14 protein-coding genes and 1 pseudogene are annotated in these 14,282 nt (G+C 62.0%); 7 read left to right on the top strand and 8 right to left on the bottom strand.

Annotated elements, in window-relative coordinates; translation table 11 throughout:
* Positions 1–594: 594 nt before the first annotated feature.
* From H7J06_RS29745 to H7J06_RS29735, 3 genes are read right to left on the bottom strand one after another with little or no spacing between them, the layout of a single operon-like run.
* The gene (locus H7J06_RS29745; protein WP_264043223.1) at positions 595–1,017 is read right to left on the bottom strand and encodes a ubiquitination-like system serine protease family protein; all 423 of its coding nucleotides are present in this window, start codon (positions 1,015–1,017) and stop codon (positions 595–597) included.
* Positions 1,014–2,249 (bottom strand): ThiF family adenylyltransferase, encoded by a 1,236-nt coding sequence (locus H7J06_RS29740; RefSeq protein ID WP_264043222.1) that lies wholly within the window; start codon positions 2,247–2,249, stop codon positions 1,014–1,016. Before H7J06_RS29740 ends, H7J06_RS29745 begins: the two co-directional genes overlap by 4 nt.
* On the bottom strand, positions 2,224–2,505 hold the full coding sequence (locus tag H7J06_RS29735; RefSeq protein WP_264043220.1) for a multiubiquitin domain-containing protein: 282 nt from the start codon (positions 2,503–2,505) through the stop codon (positions 2,224–2,226). Before H7J06_RS29735 ends, H7J06_RS29740 begins: the two co-directional genes overlap by 26 nt.
* A gap of 193 nt (positions 2,506–2,698) precedes the next feature.
* Here H7J06_RS29735 and H7J06_RS29730 point away from each other — a divergent pair, with 193 nt between their 5' ends.
* A complete protein-coding gene (locus H7J06_RS29730; protein ID WP_264043218.1) occupies positions 2,699–3,010 on the top strand; it encodes a hypothetical protein in 312 nt (103 codons plus the stop codon).
* Positions 3,007–4,107 carry a HigA family addiction module antitoxin gene (locus tag H7J06_RS29725; protein WP_264043216.1) on the top strand — a complete coding sequence of 367 codons (1,101 nt, stop codon included), beginning with the start codon at positions 3,007–3,009 and terminating at the stop codon, positions 4,105–4,107. Before H7J06_RS29730 ends, H7J06_RS29725 begins: the two co-directional genes overlap by 4 nt.
* Before the next feature lie 80 nt (positions 4,108–4,187).
* Here H7J06_RS29725 and H7J06_RS29720 read toward each other — a convergent pair whose 3' ends face one another.
* The 3 genes from H7J06_RS29720 to H7J06_RS29710 form a co-directional block, all read right to left on the bottom strand.
* Positions 4,188–5,216, bottom strand: coding sequence for a site-specific integrase (locus H7J06_RS29720; RefSeq protein WP_264043214.1), 1,029 nt, complete (start codon positions 5,214–5,216; stop codon positions 4,188–4,190).
* Positions 5,217–5,322: 106 nt separating this feature from the next.
* Complete coding sequence (locus tag H7J06_RS29715) at positions 5,323–5,544, bottom strand: hypothetical protein (protein ID WP_264043212.1); 222 nt, start codon at positions 5,542–5,544, stop codon at positions 5,323–5,325.
* Positions 5,545–6,134: 590 nt separating this feature from the next.
* Positions 6,135–6,587, bottom strand: a complete 453-nt coding sequence (locus H7J06_RS29710; RefSeq protein ID WP_264043210.1) for a prevent-host-death protein — start codon at positions 6,585–6,587, stop codon at positions 6,135–6,137.
* Between the two features lie 295 nt (positions 6,588–6,882).
* On the opposite strand from H7J06_RS29710, the gene H7J06_RS29705 reads away from it, so the two are divergent.
* A complete protein-coding gene (locus H7J06_RS29705) occupies positions 6,883–7,728 on the top strand; it encodes a hypothetical protein (RefSeq protein WP_264043208.1) in 846 nt (281 codons plus the stop codon).
* 611 nt (positions 7,729–8,339) lie between these two features.
* Here the strand turns inward: H7J06_RS29705 and H7J06_RS29700 are convergent.
* Both H7J06_RS29700 and H7J06_RS29695 read right to left on the bottom strand, forming a co-directional pair.
* Positions 8,340–9,152 (bottom strand): hypothetical protein, encoded by an 813-nt coding sequence (locus tag H7J06_RS29700; protein ID WP_264043206.1) that lies wholly within the window; start codon positions 9,150–9,152, stop codon positions 8,340–8,342.
* A 278-nt stretch (positions 9,153–9,430) separates the two neighbouring features.
* Positions 9,431–11,035 (bottom strand): ROK family protein, encoded by a 1,605-nt coding sequence (locus tag H7J06_RS29695; RefSeq protein ID WP_264043203.1) that lies wholly within the window; start codon positions 11,033–11,035, stop codon positions 9,431–9,433.
* Between the two features lie 127 nt (positions 11,036–11,162).
* Here H7J06_RS29695 and H7J06_RS29690 point away from each other — a divergent pair, with 127 nt between their 5' ends.
* The 4 genes and pseudogenes from H7J06_RS29690 to H7J06_RS29680 all read left to right on the top strand — a co-directional run bounded on the left by H7J06_RS29690 (position 11,163) and on the right by H7J06_RS29680 (position 14,188).
* The gene (locus H7J06_RS29690) at positions 11,163–11,600 is read left to right on the top strand and encodes a hypothetical protein (protein ID WP_264043201.1); all 438 of its coding nucleotides are present in this window, start codon (positions 11,163–11,165) and stop codon (positions 11,598–11,600) included.
* 565 nt (positions 11,601–12,165) lie between these two features.
* Positions 12,166–13,119: a GGDEF domain-containing protein gene (locus tag H7J06_RS29685; protein WP_264043198.1), complete on the top strand. Its 954-nt coding sequence runs from the start codon at positions 12,166–12,168 to the stop codon at positions 13,117–13,119.
* Positions 13,120–13,670: 551 nt separating this feature from the next.
* A pseudogene (locus H7J06_RS32755) lies at positions 13,671–13,913 on the top strand (IS30 family transposase); the annotation flags it as partial.
* Between the two features lie 50 nt (positions 13,914–13,963).
* Positions 13,964–14,188, top strand: a complete 225-nt coding sequence (locus H7J06_RS29680) for a hypothetical protein (RefSeq protein ID WP_264043195.1) — start codon at positions 13,964–13,966, stop codon at positions 14,186–14,188.
* The last annotated feature ends 94 nt before the right edge of the window (positions 14,189–14,282 follow it).

Here is a 14,282-nt window from a genome sequence, read left to right as displayed (position 1 = left end):
CCTCATCAAGGTCTGGATTGCGGACAAACTTGATCATGGTGACCACAGCGCAGCCTGACTCACCCTGAGGGCGGCCCGCGCCCCGTCCCGATAACGAAGGTTTGCGGGACAGCGGGGGAGTAGCAAGCCTGTTAGTCGTGGGCCGCCCTCAGGCTGCTAATCGGCAGGTTCCTGGTCCAGTTCGTTTCGCGTCCAACCGACGAAGCGCTCGGGGTTTGAACCCCGGACCCGCTGATTAAGAGTCAGTGGGTTCGCGCGACGCCTGTACTCACGACCAACCTGGGATCTGCGGATTAAAAGTCCGTAGCTCTGAGGGTGCTGGATTCAGCTCGGCACTACAGCTGCGGCAGCGATGTTGGTCAACAGACCCGAAGCAACAGTTGTAGATGCGATTAGCACCTGATCCTGCACGCGGTCACTATTCATACGCACCGCCTCTTTCCGCTTGCGATCTCGATAGCGAGAACCAGCCAGGGAACGAGTTGAGCAGTACAGCCCCCGCAACCATGAGCAGAGCCGAACCCGTTACCGGGCTCAATCCAGCAAGGAAACCTTTAGCCAACCTGACTACTAGCTCAGATGAGGCTGTCCTGCCTAGTCCTCCGAGACTTCTTGCGACTGCCCTAACGTGCGGCGTACACGGTCCCAGGAACGGCGCCACCACGCCTTGTGGACCGGCACGGCGGGGCGTTCGGTGTGTGCTGCTCGGTCCCGGTTGCTCGCGATCTGGGTCGCCCGCCTCGAGATGGGCGGAAGCCAATCGACGCGGTTGTGGCGAATGTTGTAGTGCGATCTGCAGGGCTGCTGTCCGTTGCCGACGGAAGGGTGCAGTGTCACGGTGCCGTCGAAGGTAAGTGTCCAGTCATGGGGTCCGAACGGCGTCACGACTTTGGTGTGACATCCGCAGGCGCACAGATGGACTGACGTCTCGTACCGCATGGAGACGTAGAAGTTCCCCGGTTCGAGATCGGCGGGGATGGACTCGGTGAACACCGGGACGAGGAGCTTGTTCTTCATGCGGCGTCACCCTCATCGGCCTCGGACTCGGAACGGTTGTCGTCGCTGGTGCCGTACCGGTGGTGAAGGTCGCCGCTGTCGACGACGTACACGCTGTGGCGCTCGTCTTCGACGTCGGCATAGAAGCCGAGGATCTTCTTGTATCGGATGATGGCGAGGTTGGCGGTGACGGCGTTGAGTTCGTCGACCTGGAGATTGGTGTCGTACTCGGCGTCCTCACCGACGAAGTACGAGATCAGGCCGTCCTTCGTGATGTGTTCGCTTCGCCCAGGAGTGGAGGTGGTGATGCGGAGCTGGCCGTTGATGCCCCCGGGGTCCTTGCCCAGGCCAACGCCCGTGTCGATGAAGGAAATTCGGTTCGCGATCAGGGTGTCGACAATGGCCTTCTTGTCCGGTCCAGAGTCCATCGCGAGAAACACGAAGTTGGCGTCGAGAAGCTCGTGGACGTTCTCAGAGGTGACGTTGACGGGGTGCGGGACGATGCCGCGCCGCATGACCGAGTACGTCTGGGCGTAGTAGTCCACCTTCTTCATGCCGGCGGCAACGTCGTCGAAGCTGGCGGCCCCAGGAGCACGAAAGGCATTGTGGGACCGGAAGACGTCGTCGTCGTACAGGTGGACGGTCCAGGCTGGAGTCTTGGCGAGGGCGTCCAAAAGATGGGCGCCGGTGCCGCCGAGACCGACGATCACCACCTTCTCGACGGCGAGCCGGTCGTTCAGCTCGGTGATGCCCGCGCGGCTGGAGTACGTGTCCACATAGACGAACACGCCGTCGTCTTCGTCGGTTTGCACCGGCCTGTAGGTGTACGGGCTGGCATCCGGTTCGTTGGCTTGGGCGGGGCCGACGATCATGGCGACGTAGTACGTGACCTTTTCGTAGAAATCGCAGTAGCCGCCGGCTGAGGGCTTTTGCGAGAAGCCGCAGGCAGCGGTGAGCTCGGGAGTGGCAGACCACCTCTCGACGCCGTCGTTGACCAGGCCGTCGATGGCGTGGCCGTTCTTGTCACGGGGGATCCCGCCGACGAAGCACATGACGTGGGTGCTGGGCGGGGTGGTGGTGGTGCCGCTCAGCTCCAAGGGGCACAGAAGGGACCCCCGCTGGACCTGGGCGTTGCCGTCCACGAAGGGGATGTCGTCCACGACGAGAAACCCGTTGACGATTCGGATGGCGAGGCCGTCCTGCACCAGGCGGGCCAGGTCCGGGCTGCTACGAACGAGTCGTGAGTCGAACATTGAACTCGGTGCCCTGCATCTTCACCTTCACGGATTCCCCGGCCACCAGGGTGCCGCTGGCCTTGCCCCCGCGGGACGGATCGGCATGGCGATAGGAGACGGTGAACATCGCCGCCGGATCGTGGCCCGGAAACGCGCGTTCGCCCAGCTCCTCGTAGGAAACCGTGTCGTGGTCCACAGGGGTCTCGGTGCCGTTGACGACGATCTCGTATTCCTTGTCCTTCTTCTTGCCCAGCTCCTGGGTGGCTGCAGTCATAACCGTTTTCCTCTCGTCCCGGACCCCGCTGGCGGAGGTCTCAACTTAAGTATATCATGTTATCATCCATAGGGTGATTACGGGAATGCGAGTAGAGTAGCGCGTCCCAGAGTCGATGGTCAACGGCCTGGCAGTAGGGTGCGGATGACGGCTGCTCACAGTCATCAGCCGATGGGTGATGGAGAACAGACGCGTGGAACAGGAGTACTTGGACGAGGGGTTGCGCCGCCTCGCCAGAGATCCAGAGTTCCGGCCGGCAGATTGGAACGACCGGGAGATCCGGGATTTCCGCCGACTCATTCAGTGCGTACGTGCCGCTCATGTCGAAACCGACCTGCGAAACATGCGCTCGCTGCGGATCGAACCCGACCATTCCGGTGACCCCACACGGGCACGGGCCACGTTGAGTTCGGGCCGCGTTATTGACCTCACGTTCAAGATTTCTGACGACGACGGCGCTGTGGTCTTCGGAGTCTTGGCAGTAGAGATGGAACCCCAGCGATGAGCACCACACACACCAACGACCCGCTACCAATTGATCAGACACCTGTCGGCGAACTCCTGGGCGAGGAACTCGAGGCCCGCGGATGGTCTCAGGCCGACTTTGCCGCCGTACTAGACCGACCCACTCAATTCGTGTCCGAGATCGTGACCGGAAAGAAGGAGATCACTCGAGAGTCGGCGGCCCAGATTGGTGCGGCCCTTTCTCAATCCCCGGAGTTCTGGCTGAAACTGCAAGACCAGTACCTCTTGGCCGAACAAGCCAAGAATCGGACGACACAGGCAAAACTCGACGACGTACGCCGCCGGGCGCGACTCAATGAGCTCGCACCCATCCAACTTCTGCAGAAGAGGAAAATCCTCACCGGTTCGACCCTGGACGAGCTGGAAGCCGAGGTGATGGAACTGTTCGAACTTGCCTCGGTCGATGATCAGCCTGCGCTGGTAGCAGCAGCCAGGCGCGCAAACCCCGAGGAAGACATCACCATGTTGCAGCAAGCGTGGGTCGCCTGCGTTCGAAGACAAGCTAGAAAGTTGCCTCCAGCCACCGACTATTCGCGCGAAATGCTCGTCAAACTTGCCGCAGCACTCCCACGGTCGGTGCAGACAGCTGAGGACTTCACGACGCTGCCCGACCAATTGCGCGATGCGGGCGTCCGGCTGGTCTATGTCGAAGCGCTGCCAAGCGCCAAGATCGACGGATGTGCGATGTTCGTGGACGGCTACCCAGTCATCGGGCTATCTGGACGCGGCAAGCGCCTCGACAAAGTCTTGTTCACCTTGCTCCACGAGATCGCACACGTTCTCCAGGGACACGTCGATGACGGCCCCATCGTCGAGGAGCTGGACGACAGTCACGCACCGGAGTCAATTCGCGAGAGGGAAGCCAACAACGGCGCCGGCACGTGGATCTTTCCCAACGGGTACCCCCCGGTGCCCGCCCGAATCAACGCGCCATGGGTAGAACAAACTGCCGACACACTCGGACTCGCGCGCATAGTGCTAATCGGCCAATTGCAGAAGCGGGGCCGCCTGGACTGGCGGACGACACTAGCCAAGAATGCCCCCTCAGTCAGCGATGTTCTCCCACGCTGGGACTAGCGAAGTCCTTGCACCGCAGTACATCCCATAGCCCAATGCCACCACACCGTTGGAGCCCCAGCATGTTCCGTCTCCACGGGTCAAAGCCCTAGCTGGGTGGCGGCGTTGTCGTCCCATGCGGTGTGGATGCGGACGTAGGTGCCGAGGGTGGCCAGGGAGCGGTGGCGGGTTTGGTGGGCGATGGCGCGGTCGGTGGCGCCGCGGAGGTGGGCGTGGGTGACGAATCCGGCGCGCAGGCTGTGGGCGCTATAGCCGCTCGCGTCGGTTCCGGCGCGGTGGATTGCGTTGCGTATCAACGTGTTCATTGATTCGGGGTGGAGCCGGCGGGCCAGGGCGTGGTTGCCCTTGGAGACGGGCCGGAAGACGGGTCCGCCTGTGATGTCGGCGGCGTCGAGCCAGGTGTTGAGGGCGGTGACGGGGCAGCGTCGGGGGTGGGTGCCGTGGGGGATGACGACGAGTTCGGGTTGGGCGCCGGTTTGGTTGGTCTTGGACCGACCAATGGTGGCGACGAGGCCGCGGGGGTGCTCGGCGAGGTGGTCGACGTCCAGGGCGGCGAGTTCGCTGCGCCGTAGGGCGGTGACGAATCCGGTCAGGAGCAGGGCGCGGTCGCGCAGCCCGGCGAGATCGGGTTCGGGGTCGCGGCCGGGCGTGGTCCAGGTTCGGGTGACCGGGCAGGCGTCCAGCACGTCGTGCAGCAGGGGTGGCATCAGCGGGAGGGCTTGGGTTGGTGGGGTGGTGTGGGTGCGGCGGATGCCTTCCCACACCGCGAGGACGCGGGCGCCGGTGGTGGGGTCGGGCAGGTCGTGCACGGTGTGGGCGAAGGTGATGGCCGAGAGCCGCCGGCTGATGGTGCCGACTTTCAGGCCGCGGGCGGCGAGTGCGGTGAGGTAGCCGGTGAGGGTGGCCGGGTCGGCGGGCAGGGGAGTGTGGCCGGCGGTGTGACACCAGGTGGTGAAGTCGGTCCAGTCGGCGCGGTAGCCGCGCACGGTGTTCGCCGCCCGGGCGGCGTCGACGTAGCGGGCTTCGGCCGCGGTGAGGGTCTGGTCGGCGACCACCGCGACCGGATGCGTCGTCGGTCGCGGGACGGGGGAGTGGTCGCCAGTGCTCACCCGTCGCAGCCTAGGCATCGGGACCGCCATTACACGGGATTCTCTGCATTATCCCGTGTAATAAGTGGATAGACGACTTCCGCCTCCATTGTTCGTCGGTGACGCCTTACACCTGGCGCCAATGATCGGGAACCTTCTTGTCGGTCAAGTGACGAACCCGCGCCACCATGATCGGCCGATGGCCTTGACGCCTAGCCCAGTCGACGGCCCCCTGTTGTGTTTGGCTGCTGTGCAAGACACTGTCGGCGGCGTCTTCGACGACGTAGTGACTGATCGCGGTGTGCGGCTCGCGGCTTTTCGGACGGGGTTCAACGTAGACCTTGGCCATCTGTTCCTCCAGCGTGCACCTGCCGCACGACGATCGCGCGGTCGAGGACAACCGTCGCACAGCGCTCCGACAATTCGACTCCGATCTGCTCGCACACGCGTGCAAGAAGCTCAGCGTGACCCCCATGTGGCGGTACACATCGACGGCGCTGAGCGGTCAGCGGAGAGCTCATCGGCCCGTGGGAAGCCGTAAATGCGAGGACTGGAAAGGCGTTGGAGCCGCCGAGGCGGTACGACACGGCTATTTCGTTTCGTTGGGGTGGCTTGTGTGTACTTGTTCGAGGTAGACCGTTCGGCCATCGACGTAAAACCAGATGCGGGCGGTGCCCTGGAATGTGGGCTTGTGTTGCCAGCGCTCATGAGTGCAACCACCGCGGACGATCGTGCCGAGTTCGCCTCGAAGTGGGTAGTTTGTCGGAGTCCTTGCCAGCGGGGTTCGCGTCAGAAAGTCCCACGACTCGGCAAGAGGATTCCGAATCGTTGCCACGAGGTCCCGCCACCCCTTGACCGCGTCGGCCGTGGCATAACAGATTTCATATTCGTTTCCCTTTGGAGGACGAGGGACACGCTCACCGCGCTTGGCGGCCACCCCTACGGTCGCTTCACCACAGCATCATCGTCCAACCACTCCGGCTCTTGACGACCCATGCCGGCGGCAACGGCAGTGGCGGTTTCCCTCCACGACGTCAGCTCCGCGAGCACAAGATGCGGCTGGTCGGTGGAGAACGACGCACGTGCCGCGTCGACCAGGTCCTGCGCGCAAACCGCCCGATCCTCCAGTGACAAGGCAAGCATCCACGGAAAGGCCTTCGACATTCGATCGGCAAGCGGGCCGTTGTCATCCACTGCAACGCCGATGAGCTGGGCAGCGAACTGAAGCATCTTGGTGCGACTGTCGGCTTCCCGCTGCGACATCAGTACAAGCGCCTCGCCGTCACGTCGAGTCACCGTCACCGGGTGATCCTCGGCTTCAGCGAACACCTCTGCGGAGTGCTTACTCAAATCCGAGGAGCGGCGCGTGGTGTGAAGAGCAGTCGCGGTCATGACCTCATAGTATTCGGAATGTGTTCGGAAGTCGACTTCATAGGGTGCAGATCACCCCTTCGAGGGGCAGGCTCGGCAGGAGCGAGGCCCATCTGCCCATCAGACCTCTAGCCGGGAGCGACGCGGGCCGCCTCAACGAAGAGGCCATCAAGACCGAGCCACCCATCCCACGAATAAGCCGATGACCGCGTATCTTCTTGCCAGGAAGTCTCAGCTCAGGTGAGGAACTGCTGGTCGCATGGCGCCTAAACACGGGGAACCGGAGTCCGTTGTCAAAAACATTACAACTTCGACCATGAGAACAATTTTTACGGCAATAGTGTTGGTCGTTGTCGCTGGGGTTATAACTGCATTGGTAGTCGATCACTTTTGGGGTAATCAGCAGGCGGTCGACCATGAAAACGCAATTCAAAGTGACAAAGATCAGCACGATGCAGGTTTGAACTCTCCGGTTGACATTCACTCAAGCTTACCTTTGGCGCCATGGAAAGCATGGGTCTCGAACGAGACAATCGCGGTCGATCCCGAGATAACGGACGAAATGGGATTTCCCGGCGATGACCACGCCGTCCATACTGGACGGCCAACTGACGTCGCCGATGGGAAGACGCAATACCGATCTTCTTTTTCGTTCGACATCACTGGAAAATCCAATACCACGATTCGGGCTCAGGCGATGCGAGCGGTCATTGATGCAAACGACCCCACACCAAGCGCGACTTTCATGTATTACATCCCGCAGGGGGACACTCTGAAGGGTCAGTTCATCATTGACCTCGGCAGCAAGAACCTCGATGCCCTAGCCATGGACGACGACGGCCACGCCACAGACCAGCGGTATCTCGACGCGAGGGAGTTGACCGTTGCCAATATGGAGTCGGTAGGGTTTCAAGGAATTGCTGCAGCCCCTCCAGACCGGGACATCAAGTTTCATATAGAAATTGACTTCGATGGCGGAAAGAAAGCAGAAGTGTACGGACCCGATGGAAATCCATTCCGTGCCGTAGGTTTTCCTGAATCGCCGCAGCACGTGTTCGAACCAACTGCGCTACAAGCTGGTGGATCCACTGGGCTGCATGAGTGCCAGTGGAGCAACCAGTGCGAAATGAGTTTTAATTCATACTTACGCGATGGTCCTTAAATACAACGGGTCGCCAATCCCAGCTAGCGGACACATCTTTGCCCCCGTCGCTACAGACGGATTTTAATGGCAATGACCGAGGACGGCTTCATGTATGTCGGCACGGCCCTCACATCTGAACCCGCCGATCTGCCGTCATATACTGGCGGATCGGGGCTCCCTGTCGATGCCAGCGCCGCCCAGGCCGCCGTCGTGGTCGCGGATAGGACTCCAAACGAACTGACGGGCTATGAATTCGTCCAATGGCCGGTTGATGGTCGACGACTTCTCGCCCCAAAACTCTTAGGTGGTGAGGCGGTATGGGTGAACACTTCCACCCATACCGTCATCGCTCCAATTGGCGGCTGTCGGCGAACCCCACGTTCTCGGGCTAGATCGGCCCGTGGTTGCGTTCTCTACGTGCTGACCGCCAATCCCACACGCGTCCGCTGACTAACGAACCACCCCAGATGGGCGATGCACAGCCGGGTTGCGGAGACGGGATCGGGCGGTCTGCTGGAACTGAGAACGTTGACATGGAGCTGAGAACGTTGACGTAGCCATTCACGCCGGGATCGGTGGCCGCGCCAAACATACAGCGCCCTCAACGGCCCGGCGGCGTCGGTCGTTGCTCAGGGCTCATGTGTGGCTATGCCTAACACGCGACTAATGCATGTCAGAGCTGCCGCGGCGTCGGGGCTGATGGCTTCCACGATTTGGATGGCGTCGCGGTGTCGTTGTGCATGTTCGGCGGTGAGTATTTGTTCGTTGTGCGCGATGCGGTTACGCAGGATGCGGAGTCTGTCGGCAGCGTCTCCTACCCGTCGGCCTTGGTCGACGAGGGCTGCCTTGCCCGACAGGTTCGTGTCGATAGGGAAGACGTTGTCGACGTTGGGAAACGCCGACCGTATACCGGTGAGCCACATGAACTCTCGGGGAGAGAAGCCTTTAGCTCGCTTGTCTTTCTTGTTGGGCATGAGGTGCACCAATTCCCCGAACGACAGTTGGGCAAGGAGATCGTCATGGGTAATTGCCGTGCCGCGACGAGGGTGGTGCGGATCGCGGCGGCTTCGTTCCACGTTTGCTCGCGCGTTGTGAATGACTCTGCGGCCTTGGCCCCTGCTTCTGCCGCCCCGCTTCTCTGGCTCCTGGTCAGGATTTGGTGGGGGAGGGTCGATGAGAGCCTTGAGTTCGGGTGCCGGATCCAGCAGCCATTCTTGAGGGTGTGGCGCTATTCGATGGGTCGTGTTCCATTGCGAGAGCCCCCTGTCGATGGCGTTTCGGAAGATCACTTCGCAGTATCCGAGCACCTCGTGGACTGCGCTTGCCAGCGATGCGTGCCACGCGTACAGCTCTCCGATCTGGTTGACGGTGTAGTGCGGTCGGTAATTCTCATACGCTGCGATGCGTGCAGTGCCGAGCAGCGGCACGATCCGGTGTGGCATTCCGCAAGAATAGGATGGCAGTTTGCATCCTGTGACCGTGTCGTCTACGCTGATCACCGAACAGCCGCGAAAAGCAACAGATCCGCGTGCTTTTTAAAAAGACCCCCGACTGGAATTCGGGGGTCTTTTGTTGTCTGTGCCAGGTGCCCGAGCCGTGATAGTGACACTAGCCACAACTCGCCGCTTACGCAAGCGGCATCACAAAACATTGCCAACACTGCCAGAGATTTTTTTCTTGTTAGACATTCCCGAAGAATGTCTAGCTCAAGAGATGGGGGTCACGCGTCGGCCTTGCGATTAGTGGAGAAGCTGCACCCGTCGACGCGGAGGGCGTGTTCGATGAACCCCTGAAGCAGGCAGACGGCGGCTGCACGGGCACATAACGGGGCTGTGTCTTCCTTCGCCAACGGCCGGTAAGTGAGGAACTCGGCTTGTGTGCGTCCGGCGTTGCCGAACGCCGCGCATATCTCCGCGGTGGCTGCAGGACAGTACTCAGCGGCCGCGGCGCCATCCTTGGGCCGGGCGAGCCGTGCCGGCAGATAGACGATGATCCGGGTGGGGTTGACGATGTTGGACACGTGCGCGATGGCGCGCCCCAGGGCGAATCCAGCGCTACGAAACGTCTCATGCGCCTGCTCGGTGTCGAGGTCGACGGCATCGTCGAAGTCCACCCCCAATTCGCCCGCGATGCGGCTGGACGTCGCACGCGTGTCCACGTGACCATCCCGACCGCATTCGCAAGGGTCTTTAAACGTGCGGGGAAGCCCCTCCGGTGGAGGGGCTTGATCTTGGAAGCCCACGGCGCCCGGAGTTCCAGGGACATGGACGACCTGTAAGTGACCGATCTCCATTGCGGTGCCACTGCCTCCGCGCCGGAGGCGTCCGTCCAGGACCAGGCCGGCGCCGACGCCTTCGTCGAAGACGCCGACCACGACCAAATCGGGCACGGCGTAGTGCTCTTCGTGGATCGCCAGCACCGCCAGGGCGTTGACGTCGTTTTCGATGACCACCGGCGTGATGTTCCCTTGCTCGTCGATGAATAGGTCTTGCAGCTCCTCCTCGAATCCGTGGTAGTCGACGTCGGTCGCCCCGACGGATCGTGCTATCGACGCGATCGCGCCGTCGAAGACCGGAGCGCCCACCTCAACTCCCACCCCGAACAACTCAAACGGCTTGAAGGCGGCCAAGTCCGCCTCACGTTGCGCACGAAGCAAAGGATCAAAATCTGCGTCGGCAGCATCGACGCTGGCCGCTAGACGTTCGTGGGTTTCGGCGTCTAGCTGCACCTTGAGACTGCTGACAAGGTCATGGATTGCATGCGCGACGCCCTTCCATCCACGGGTGTCCTCGGTTGCGAGCTCCCGCGATTCGACGGCCAGTCCTCGCGTGCTGTCCAGTCCGACGAGCACGGCGGTGATGGACTTGGGGACATTGCCACGCTGCGCGACGTGAACACCGGCAATCACCACGCCACGACCAAAGCGCAGGGATTCCAGGCTCCTGGCCCGCCGCCCGTCTTCTGATTCGCTTTTGAGCTGGCGCTCACCCTCTTCAAGGAAGCCCCGTTTGGTCAGCGCCCGCACGGCCTTGCTGACCGTAGCTTGCCGCAACACGCGGCGATCGACGGGTCGCGCGTCGGACCCGCGTTCTAAATGCCACCTCGAAGTCTCATTGGGCGCGCGCAATGACGTGCGCGCGAGGACCATGCCTATGACTTCCTGACCCACCCCCGAATCTTGGGCCATCACATCCAGCTGCGACTGAAAAGCGTGATGTGCCGCGCTCTCCCGTTTCATCTGTTGCATCACCGCATGTCCCGTCGTCGTCGCCACAGCGATTGCCTCCGTGAGTGGAGGCAGGCCTTCAAGATAGGCTATCTCCAAGATTGCGAACTCCTTGCCATATGCGGCATGTCTTAGTACTGTTGCAATCAGACAGACCCCCAGCCGTAGGCACCACCCGCTCAGACCCGGTGCCCGCCCCGAGGCAACGGCAAGGCAGGAGGGTCTCATGAACGCCAACTTCACAACGCACACACCGGCAGCGGACTGCTCGTCCACGGTCAGGCCCGCAGTCGTGGCAAAGCGACGGTATGGAACCTGGGCGGCGAAGCTGGTCGTTGCACTGGCTGCAATTGCAGGACTAACCGGCCTCGTCCAACCAGGTCTCGCGCAACCGGCGGTGGCGCAGGCCTACACCTTGCAGGGCCCGGACAAGGTCGGATTTGGCCGCGCGGTCATCTTGTTCAACCGGAACGACACCCTCAAGATCGGCCTTGGCGGTCTCCCCGCCATGCCCCCGGGCAATCCGGCCTTCGCGGCATTCGACATCGCCAAGGCAGGGCTCGGCGCAATCGCCATGAACTACTACAACCGCGGCTTGTGCAGCGCATACGCCTGGTCAATCCGACCATGGGACAACCAAGGCTTCATGAGCCGCAAGTGCTAACCCCACACACCTGGACAACGGCCCCGAAGTTCACCACTTCGGGGCCGTTTACTGCTTAGCCGGTTCGAAGCTGGGGCCACTTGCCTCAACGTGCCGGGCTCCGCTGTAGACGGGGGCGCGCCCCCGGCCGTGGTTCGAACAGTCCGCGTTGTGTGAGACAAGAAACGAGACACCACGACCTGGGACTACCCGACGGGGGAGGGGTGTCACGGAGGGTGTCTCGTTTCTCTAGAAACGAGACACCCCGTCATCCCGGGGTCTAGGCCTAGGGTTTCTTCTGCATCCGGTCCAGCATTTCGTGGACAACGTCTCGGAGTTTGATGTTTCTCTGGGACTCGTCGACCAGTTTGGCGAATGCTTCATTCGGGCCACAGCCGACTACCGCCACGTGGGAAGAGGTGCGGGCGGCTGGCCGCAAGAGCGTGGTCTCACCCCACACCGTAGGCGCAAGTTTTGCGCCAGTAGCTATCCTCTTAATGCGTCTGGAATCGACTTTGGCGTATTTTGGCAACCAACGCCCGCCACTGCTCGTTGAGGTGCGGCCCTTCACCCTGGGGGTGCTCTAATGAACGCCGGGCCGCCCTGGACCGAACCCATTCCCGTGTCACCGGTGCTGCACACGTTGGTGTTCAATTCCGTGCAGGAGCAAATCGCGGTGATCGACTACACGGGCACCATTGTCGACGTCAATGCCGCCTGGATTGGCTTTGGGGTCGACAACGGACTTCCCGCTGACTACGGGTGGCTCGGCGCCAACTATCTCGACGTCCTGGCAGGGGCTCACTCTCGGGGCGATGACCTGGCCGGGGATGCAGCCACGGGGATTCTGGACGTTCTCAACGATCGGCGCGCGTCCTTCGACATGGAATATCCCTGCCACAGTCCAGGCGAAGCGCGGTGGTTCGTCATGCGCGCCACCCGCCTGGCGATTGCTTCACAGCGTTTGGTGGCCGTCTCGCACTACAACATCACCGAGCGCAAACTGGCCGAACAACGTGCCGAATATCTGGCGTTGCACGACCCGCTCACCGAAATGGCCAACCGCCGCTACTTCAATGTCGCCCTCGAAAGGGCAATCCGCTCAAGCATGCGGAACCGATCGCCGGTCGGGCTCATCGCCCTCGACGTCGATCACTTCAAGAACTACAACGACGTCTACGGGCACCCCGCCGGGGACGACTGCCTGGCCCAGGTCGGACTTGCGATACGGACATCCGCTCGCCGCCCCGACGATCTGCCCACCCGCCTCGGCGGTGATGAATTCGCCGTGCTCTTGGGCGGCACCGACGCCGCGGAATCACAGCGCCGCGCCGAAGCGATCCTCACATCGGTCATCAGCCTCGGGATCGGCTACGGCGATGGACACCAGGTCACCCTGAGTGCGGGTGTGGCGTCGGTGATCGCACATGACCTCGACGACTCCGCTGAACGCCTCCTTCGAGAGGCCGATGACGCGTTGTACCGGGCCAAGCAGGCGGGGCGAAACCGGGTAGTAGTGCACGGCGACCCCTGCAGCTGACTCAGCTGCACTGCCCAACGAGCGAGGCCGCGGAGAAATTCAATGACCTTAACGACCGGCTGCTGGGCAGCGTGAACCCATCGACATCCAGCTTCGTGAGACAAGATCTGATCGACCTCGTTTCTCCAGATTTGAGACAGCTCGCTCAAGTCCAGCAAAGGGCGCCTGTCGAACGAGTGAAACCCATTAAACAAGTGGCCAAGCCAGGCGAATTGGCGGCAGCGTTGTTGGAGGTGGCAGCCGAGGTCGACGGGTGGTGCGCGATGACCAACGTGGATGCCGTGTTGCAGGTGTGTTCAGCTGAGGCGTGGCAGGAGGCGAGGGCGCTAACGGAGAACATTCACCCCCGAACGGATTTGAGCCCTGCTGAGCAGATTGCGATATTAGCGATCCTGTGTGCAGCGACGGCGCGTAAGCGTCCGCCTCCGAACCCCAGGACACCGAAGCCGCAACCGTCGGGTACGAAGCCAGTCGTGCTGAGCCTGGTCGGTTTATTTCTCTGGCGGTCTCAGGCGGTCGGTGCATCACTGCAGGTAGCGATGATGTGATGCATGGAGGCGGCAATGGGTGCGGGTCCGGTTATTTTCAGCGTTGAGCAGCAGAACCTGTTGTGGGCGATGCGCCGTGATGGCGAGTCGATTCGGGAGATGGAGCGCAAGCTGGGTGAAACGATGCCCCGGATGCGGTTGTTCTTGCGTCAATCCGGTGGGATCGCGCCAATACCTCGGAGGCGTCGATCCGATCATCTGACCCTGGCCGATCGTGAGGAGGTCTCACGCGGGATTGCCTCAGGACTGTCGGCGCGGTCGATCGCCGGGACCGTCAATCGGACACCGTCGAGACGGTGTCACGGGAGATTGCCCGCAACGGCGGCCGCCACGGATACCGGGCACTGGACGCCGATACGGCCGCGTACCAGCGGGCGCGGCGTCCTAAATCAAGCAAGTTGGCTGCCAACGCCGTGCTGCGGGAGGTGGTCGCCGCCAAGCTGGACGAGGACTGGTCTCCGCAGCAAATCTCCCAGTGGCTGCCGCGAGCACATCCCGAGGATGTCGCGATGCGAGTCTAGCTAGCAGCCGCGTTGGGTGAGGTAGGCGTCGAGGGCTTGGTCGGTGATGGAGGCGATGCTGATAGTGCGGTCGCCGGTTTCGTAGCGGAGTTTG

Origin of the sequence: Mycolicibacterium hodleri (assembly GCF_025822245.1) — a bacterium.
GTDB lineage: Bacteria > Actinomycetota > Actinomycetes > Mycobacteriales > Mycobacteriaceae > Mycobacterium > Mycobacterium hodleri.
Note: the sequence above shows the minus strand (reverse complement) of the source record. Positions and strands in the feature narration are given on the sequence as shown.

Excerpts from the sequence above, each read along its gene's own strand:
- H7J06_RS29745 (WP_264043223.1), bottom strand. The coding sequence starts at position 1,017 with ATGAAGAACAAGCTCCTCGTCCCGGTGTTCACCGAGTCCATCCCCGCC.
- H7J06_RS29740 (WP_264043222.1), bottom strand. The coding sequence starts at position 2,249 with ATGTTCGACTCACGACTCGTTCGTAGCAGCCCGGACCTGGCCCGCCTG.
- H7J06_RS29735 (WP_264043220.1), bottom strand. The coding sequence starts at position 2,505 with ATGACTGCAGCCACCCAGGAGCTGGGCAAGAAGAAGGACAAGGAATAC.
- H7J06_RS29725 (WP_264043216.1), top strand. The coding sequence starts at position 3,007 with ATGAGCACCACACACACCAACGACCCGCTACCAATTGATCAGACACCT.
- H7J06_RS29715 (WP_264043212.1), bottom strand. The coding sequence starts at position 5,544 with ATGGCCAAGGTCTACGTTGAACCCCGTCCGAAAAGCCGCGAGCCGCAC.
- H7J06_RS29710 (WP_264043210.1), bottom strand. The coding sequence starts at position 6,587 with ATGACCGCGACTGCTCTTCACACCACGCGCCGCTCCTCGGATTTGAGT.
- H7J06_RS29705 (WP_264043208.1), top strand. The coding sequence starts at position 6,883 with ATGAGAACAATTTTTACGGCAATAGTGTTGGTCGTTGTCGCTGGGGTT.
- H7J06_RS29700 (WP_264043206.1), bottom strand. The coding sequence starts at position 9,152 with ATGCCACACCGGATCGTGCCGCTGCTCGGCACTGCACGCATCGCAGCG.
- H7J06_RS29690 (WP_264043201.1), top strand. The coding sequence starts at position 11,163 with ATGAACGCCAACTTCACAACGCACACACCGGCAGCGGACTGCTCGTCC.
- H7J06_RS29685 (WP_264043198.1), top strand. The coding sequence starts at position 12,166 with ATGAACGCCGGGCCGCCCTGGACCGAACCCATTCCCGTGTCACCGGTG.